This is a genomic window from Streptomyces sp. CA2R106 (genome assembly GCF_037034245.1).
In the GTDB taxonomy this organism is placed as follows: Bacteria; Actinomycetota; Actinomycetes; order Streptomycetales; family Streptomycetaceae; genus Actinacidiphila.
In genome coordinates, this window is the sequence record NZ_JBAGKC010000156.1 from 1 (window position 1) to 655 (window position 655).

1 protein-coding gene is annotated in these 655 nt (G+C 68.9%); it reads left to right on the forward strand.

Annotation, left to right across the window (positions count from 1 at the left end; genetic code table 11):
• Positions 1 to 655: polyketide synthase (locus WA788_RS35490; protein ID WP_335984625.1), on the forward strand; the 655-nt coding region annotated here is incomplete at both ends.

Consider the following 655-nt stretch of genomic DNA (forward strand, 5'->3'; position numbering starts at 1 on the left):
CAAGCCGTTCGCGGAGGCGGCTGATGGCACGGGGTGGGGTGAGGGTGTCGGTGTGCTGGTCCTGGAGCGGTTGTCGGACGCTCGCGCGCGCGGGCACCGGGTGCTGGCGGTGGTAGCCGGTAGCGCGATCAACCAGGACGGGGCCAGTAACGGACTGTCGGCGCCGAACGGTCCCTCCCAGCAGCGGGTGATTCGGGCGGCGTTGGCGAGTGCGGGGTTGCAGCCGGGTGATGTGGATGTGGTGGAGGCGCATGGCACTGGGACGGCGTTGGGTGATCCGATCGAGGCACAAGCACTGCTGGCGACCTATGGGCAGGACCGTGATCCGGCGCGTCCGTTGTTGTTGGGGTCGGTGAAGTCGAATATCGGTCACACCCAGGCGGCTGCGGGTGTGGCGGGTGTGATCAAGATGGTGCAGGCGATGCGGCACGGGATGCTGCCGCAGACCCTGCACGTGGACGCTCCGTCCTCACACGTCGACTGGTCGGCCGGAGCAGTCGAGTTGCTGACCGCGCCGCGTGAGTGGCCGGCGGGTTCTGGTCCGCGGCGTGCGGGTGTGTCGGCGTTCGGGATCAGCGGCACGAACGTCCACCTCATCCTCGAACAGCCCGTGCAGGAGGAGGTGGAGTCCGCCCCGGAGGTGGGGTCGGAGTCT